Source organism: Mycobacterium sp. NGS48 (assembly GCF_059812585.1).
Map to the genome: position 1 here is coordinate 222,842 of NZ_JCALCY010000006.1, position 5,750 is coordinate 228,591.

7 protein-coding genes are annotated in these 5,750 nt (G+C 63.5%); 5 read left to right on the plus strand and 2 right to left on the minus strand.

Going from position 1 to position 5,750, the window contains the following annotated elements; all coding sequences use genetic code 11:
• Position 1: 1 nt before the first annotated feature.
• On the minus strand, positions 2–901 hold the full coding sequence (locus AC5Y42_RS13975; protein ID WP_499899035.1) for a class I SAM-dependent methyltransferase: 900 nt from the start codon (positions 899–901) through the stop codon (positions 2–4).
• A 68-nt stretch (positions 902–969) separates the two neighbouring features.
• Positions 970–1,113: a hypothetical protein gene (locus AC5Y42_RS13980; protein WP_499898899.1), complete on the minus strand. Its 144-nt coding sequence runs from the start codon at positions 1,111–1,113 to the stop codon at positions 970–972.
• 510 nt (positions 1,114–1,623) lie between these two features.
• On the opposite strand from AC5Y42_RS13980, the gene AC5Y42_RS13985 reads away from it, so the two are divergent.
• From AC5Y42_RS13985 to AC5Y42_RS14005, 5 genes are all read left to right on the plus strand, one after another.
• Complete coding sequence (locus tag AC5Y42_RS13985; RefSeq protein WP_499898901.1) at positions 1,624–3,018, plus strand: MBL fold metallo-hydrolase; 1,395 nt, start codon at positions 1,624–1,626, stop codon at positions 3,016–3,018.
• Complete coding sequence (locus tag AC5Y42_RS13990; protein WP_499898902.1) at positions 3,015–4,115, plus strand: sulfite oxidase; 1,101 nt, start codon at positions 3,015–3,017, stop codon at positions 4,113–4,115. Before AC5Y42_RS13985 ends, AC5Y42_RS13990 begins: the two co-directional genes overlap by 4 nt.
• 129 nt (positions 4,116–4,244) lie before the next feature.
• Positions 4,245–4,919, plus strand: a complete 675-nt coding sequence (locus AC5Y42_RS13995) for a methyltransferase family protein (protein WP_499898904.1) — start codon at positions 4,245–4,247, stop codon at positions 4,917–4,919.
• A 105-nt stretch (positions 4,920–5,024) separates the two neighbouring features.
• A complete protein-coding gene (locus tag AC5Y42_RS14000; RefSeq protein WP_499899037.1) occupies positions 5,025–5,282 on the plus strand; it encodes a type II toxin-antitoxin system Phd/YefM family antitoxin in 258 nt (85 codons plus the stop codon).
• Positions 5,283–5,285: 3 nt separating this feature from the next.
• Entirely contained in the window at positions 5,286–5,711 is a 426-nt protein-coding gene (locus AC5Y42_RS14005) for a type II toxin-antitoxin system VapC family toxin (protein ID WP_499898906.1), read from the plus strand.
• The last annotated feature ends 39 nt before the right edge of the window (positions 5,712–5,750 follow it).

Sequence of the window (5,750 nt, forward strand, 5' to 3'; positions counted from 1 at the left end):
CTCACTTGACTCGTAGAACGAAGCCGGTCTGGTCACCACGCCCCTGCCGGTTGAGGCGATCCGCGCGTTTTGACCACTCCCATATCTGCTTGGGCCCGAACATCCGAACGATTTGGGGGTCAGTCACCGCGACGTCCCGCCGATAAGCTTCGCTTCCCAAAAACTGACCCAAATTCGAATCGTCGAATGTCCGCTCAACTCGTAGCCCGGCTTTCTCAGCTGCCAGTGCCATCGCCTCTCGTGAAGGTATGACGAAATGCCGAGGAGCGTCGATCTGCACCCAATCGGCCGCATATGCAGCCCATGCTTCGGATGAGGTCGTCGGCACGCGTGCCAGACAGACGCCCCCGGCAGCGAGCTTCTCGTAGGCAAACTTGAGCATCGCGATCGGGTCGGGAACATGTTCAAGCGAATGGTTGAACATGATGAGGTCAAATTCGCCATTCACATTCTTCAAATCTCGCTTCATCAGCGGCACTCCACTAGGAGTTTCCTGATCGGCTGCGATGAACGGATCTGCGCCAGCCAGGTTGCTGAATCCGACTCTGGCCAATCGCTCCAGCAGCAAACCGCTACCACACCCCACGTCTAAGATTCGCGCGTTCCGCTCAAGCGGAAGCTGAGCGAGCATTCCGAGGACGTCTCCTCCGAGGAGAACGCGGAGGATGCCGTCGGGCAACCGCCTCGCCAGGAGGGCGCCGACCAGCCGGCCGCCGGTCTGCAATTTATAGCGGTCTTGCTGCGTGATGAGCCATCGAAGAATCCCGGGCTCGTTGTACGAGTGATAACCTTCGGGATAATGGCGCATAAGCTCTTCGCCCTCGGGCTCATTCTCAATTTGTAACGTGTCGCACGCGGCGCAGACAAAATATGCGAACCGCTCCCCGGTTCCGAACATCATCTCGCGAACCACAATTGTTCGATGGGGACCAGTCGATCCGCATAGTCGGCATTCTCTACTGCTCTCGTTCACTCGTAGCCTCCAACGAACAAATCTTTGTCTGCACGAACCGCGACATTCGGCACCTGCTGGTTTCGCAAGTTGATCAGCGAAGGGAGGTCCTCGGCGTGACTGCCCACGAAGTCCACGGCGGGTATGTGGCGGAGGGCCATCAGTGGAGTATGCCAAAACCCGCACAGGGTTCCGGACGGTAGCACCCGATCGGGCTAGTCTCATCAATAGGTCGCTGCCACCAGGAACGCGGTCGCATGCGACACAAAATTAGCTGGCTGTCAACGCCACCGTGGGTCGGTGAACCAACGAAATGTCGCAATCCTCGGGGGCATTGGCTGCAAGCAGCCGGCGGTAAACCTCAACCCGGCTCGGTGCCATCGGCGAGCGGCACAGGATCGTGGGAATCGTCCGGGCAGTTGTGCTCACGAGTGCCGCGACCCGTCACCTCCGTGCACCCGACGGCGACGACGTACGCGTGGGTCACGGTCGACCCGACTGCGCTGACGACGGATCTGAACGGCATCGGGGCCGGGAGATGGCACCGGGGCAAATATCTCGTTAATTTGGCCTTGATTACCAATCTCAGTATTTTCACCAAATCACTGGTGATAAAACCTCGACGCGCCTAAGCTCCGAACCACCCGGTTGCCCACCAAAGGAGCGGCGACATGATCTTCCGGCAGTATTTCCTGGCTTCCCTGTCCCAGCTGTCCTACTTGATCGGCGACTCGGCCTCGGGCCGTGCGGTCGTGGTCGATCCGCACCGCGACGTTGCGACTTATTTTCACGACGCCGAGGAGGACGGCCTTGTCATCGAGCGGGTGATCGAAACCCATTGCCACGCAGACTTTCTCTCCGGCCACCTCGAACTCGCCGCCGCGACCGGTGCCACGATCTGCTACGGCGAAGGCACCACAACCGATTACCCGATCGAATCGCTGCACGACGGCCAGCGACTCCACCTCGGCGACGTGGCACTGGAGATTCGAGCGACCCCGGGACACACCCCGGAATCGATCAGCATCGTGGTGTACGAGCATCGTGACAATGCCGCGCCCTACGGCGTGCTGACCGGGGACACCCTGCTCATCGGCGATGTCGGCCGGCCCGACTTGTCGTCGGGCGTCGGCTGTACCAGTGCCGACATGGCGCACCAGCTTTACCATTCGCTACATCACAAACTGCTGACGCTGCCCGACGAGACCCGCGTGTTTCCCGCCCACGGCCCAGGCTCGCCGTGCGCCCGCAACGTCTCCGCCGACACCTCGTCGACCATCGGACAACAACGGCGGACCAATCACGCGCTGGCGCTGCGCGACCAGGCGCACTTCGTCGCCGCGGTCACCACCGGTCAGCCGCCGGCACCGCCGTACTTCTTTTTCACAGCCCAACGCAACCGCGAGCGGCGACCACTGCTCGACGAGGTCACCGCGCCGCCCCCGCTGTCGTTCACCGCACTTGCCGCGCAACGATCGGCGGGCGCGGTTGTGCTCGATGCGCGCGACCCCTCGGAATTCGCGGCCGGCCACTTGCGCGGATCGATCAACGTCGGCCTCGACGGCCGGTTCGCCGAATATGTCGGCAGCGTGCTGTCTCCCGATCAGCGTCTCGTGCTGGTATGCCCGGAGGGTCGAGAACTTGAGGCCACCATTCAGCTCGGCCGGATCGGCTACGACAATGTCGTCGGCTACCTCGACAATCCGCTGGGCGCCTTCGTCGACCATGCCGATGCGATCGAGGCCAGTTCACGACTCACAGCGACGGCACTGGCGACACACTGGGCCGACACTCCCGGATGGGTGGTGCTGGACGTGCGCAATCCGGGCGAGCTCACCAATGGCGTGATCCCGGGCGCTGTGCACATACCGTTGAGCCGGCTGGTGCAACGGGCCCACGAACTGGACCGCACCTCCCAGACCACTGTCTACTGCGCCGCCGGCTACCGCTCGATGATCGCGGCGAGCTGGCTGACCGCGTCTGGCTTTGTCCACGTTTCTGATCTCGTGGGCGGATATGGCGCCTGGGCGGCGCTGCCGGTTGCCGAGCCGGTCGCGGCCCGATGATCACCGCGCTGACCACTCCACCCGTCGATTGGGAGGAGGCCTACCGTCAGGCGGTCGACGCGGGTTTGCGCGTCCACACCATCCATCCGCTCAACGCCGAAACGCCGCTGCTCACCATGCTCGGGGCGGACATCACCCCGGCCGATCACTTCTACGTGCGTAATCACTTCGCCATCCCCGCTGTGGACGCGACGGACTGGCGGCTGACCGTCGGCGGCCACGTGCTGCGGCACCGGACATTCAGCCTCGAGGAGTTGCTGGGGCTGCGCTCGCATACCCGGGTCGTGACGCTGGAGTGCGCCGGTAACAACCGCTCCGCGCTGGACCGGCAGCTGCCGGACCTGCAGTGGGGGCTCGGCGCGGCGGGTACCGCCGCATGGACCGGCGTGCGACTTGTCGACATCCTGGACGAGGCGGGCCTGGCGGCCGATGCGTGCGAGGTGGTGTTTCGGGGCGCCGACTGCGGGCACGTCGACGGACGCGCCGAAACCACATTCTTCGAGCGCAGCCTTACGCTGGCCGATATCGCCGACGGCGATGCGTTGCTGGCCTATGCGATGAATGGAGCGTCGTTACCCCGCCACCACGGCTATCCGTTACGCCTGGTGGTTCCGGGGTGGTACGGCATGGCGTCGGTTAAATGGTTGACCGACATCGAGGTCATCGACTGCAGCTTCGAAGGCCATTTCCAGACCGACCGATACCGCTACGAATGGTTACAGGACGGACAGGCCGTCAGCGCGCCGGTTCGGCGACAACGGGTGCGCGCGGTCATCACGGAACCCGTTGCGGGACAACAGCTTCGACGCCACCAGGCGACGATTCGGGGCCTGGCTTGGTCCGGTGTGGCGCCGATCGCCCAGGTCTGGGTCAGCGTCGACGAGCGGTCCTGGCAGCAGGCCCGCCTTTTGGGTCGTCCGGTGCGGGGCCGATGGCGGCAGTGGGAGTTGGGCATCGACCTCGATCGCGCGGGGGCGGTGACGGTCCGCGCGTGCGCCGTCGACGACGCCGGTCGCAGCCAACCCAGGCAACCCCGGTGGAACAGACTGGGATACGGAGCAAACGCCGTGCAGACAGTCACGGTTCACGTCGTTTAAGCCAACGGGCGCCCTTCGAGGCTGCCCGACCCGACGTGTCGGCTTGCCGTCGGGATCGGCACCGTAAACTTGCCGCACCCAACCTGGTTTTATTCGTGCTCGCTATCATCGTGCCGGTAAGGAGGATGTGTGAAAACCACTCCTAAAATGTTGCTCTTCGCCCTGGTTGAGCCGGTTGTGTTCGGCACGATGCTGTTTTTGGCGGCCGGCACCGTGAACTACTGGCAAGCCTGGCTTTTTCTGGCGGTGTTCGTGGTGGCGACGTGGATTCCCAGCACGTACTTGCTACGCACGAATCCCGTTGCGCTGCAACGACGGATGCGCGGGGGGCCGATGGCAGAGACCCGAACGGCGCAGAAAGTCGTGATGGGCGGCCTATGGCTGTCGCTGGCGTCGATGTTCGTGGTCAGCGCTCTTGACCATCGCTTTGGCTGGTCGCCGGTGCCGACGGCGATCTGCCTGGTCGGTGATGTGCTGGTGGCCGTCGGACTGAGCGTCATGATGCTGGTGGTCATTCAGAACAGCCACGCGGCCGCCACCGTACGGGTGGAGTCAAGTCAGACGATCGTTTCGACCGGCCTCTACGGACTGGTCCGCCACCCCATGTACACCGGCAATGTGATCATGATGGTGGGCGCCCCACTTGGGCTCGGCTCCTTTTGGGGGCTGGTCTTCGTCATACCTGGCGCGATCGTGCTTAGCATGCGCATCCGCGACGAAGAGAAACTGCTCCGAGAAGAGTTGGACGGATACCAGGAGTACACGCAGAAGGTGCGTTATCGCCTAGTGCCACTTATGTGGTGACCGTCGCACGGCGCTTGGCTCAAGTTAGTCGCTCCTGTCAACCCCAGGACGTTGGATACCGACGTACAGAACACAACGCTTCTGTTGTACATTGAGCTTGTGGATGTGGCGATTAGTACGTTGCGGGCGGAGCTAGCGGACTGGATCGAGCGGGTTCGTGCCGGCGAGGAGGTCGTAGTGACCGATCGCGGAACCCCGGTAGTTCGGCTGGTGGCCGTGGACACCGCGCCGCTGCTGGAGCAGCTGACCCGGCAGGGTGTGGTGAGTCGACCGCGATCGGTAGCCCGGCCCACGGCGAGCGGGGCACTACGCGTGCGTGCTCAAGGGTCGGTCTCTGACCTGGTAAGTGAACAACGTCGCTGACCTGTGCCGATCGTCTACTTCGACAGCAGCGCGTTCGTCAAACTCCTAGTCGAGGAGGATGACAGCGACATCGCCGCGGCGCTATGGGATGGCTGCGACGCCGCGGTCTCTTCTCGCTTGGCGTACCCAGAGGTGTGCGCTGCGCTAGCGGCTGCCGGCCGTGCGCGCCGATTGGGCGCCGAGGAACAACATCAGGCCCAGGAGATGTGGGAAGAGTACTGGGCAGCCACCCGGGCGGTGGAGCTGACTGAGAACATCGCCCACCACGCCGGTCATTTAGCCACAGCACATGCGCTGCGTGGCGCCGATGCGGTCCACCTTGCCAGCGTCTTCGCAATCGGGGTCGACGACACCGTGTTCGCCGTGTGGGACCAGCGGCTACGCACCGCAGCGCAAGAGGCCGCCGTAGGGCTGGCGCCCACGCAGTAGCCACTTATGTGGTGACCGCCGCACGGCTTGGCTTCTTTA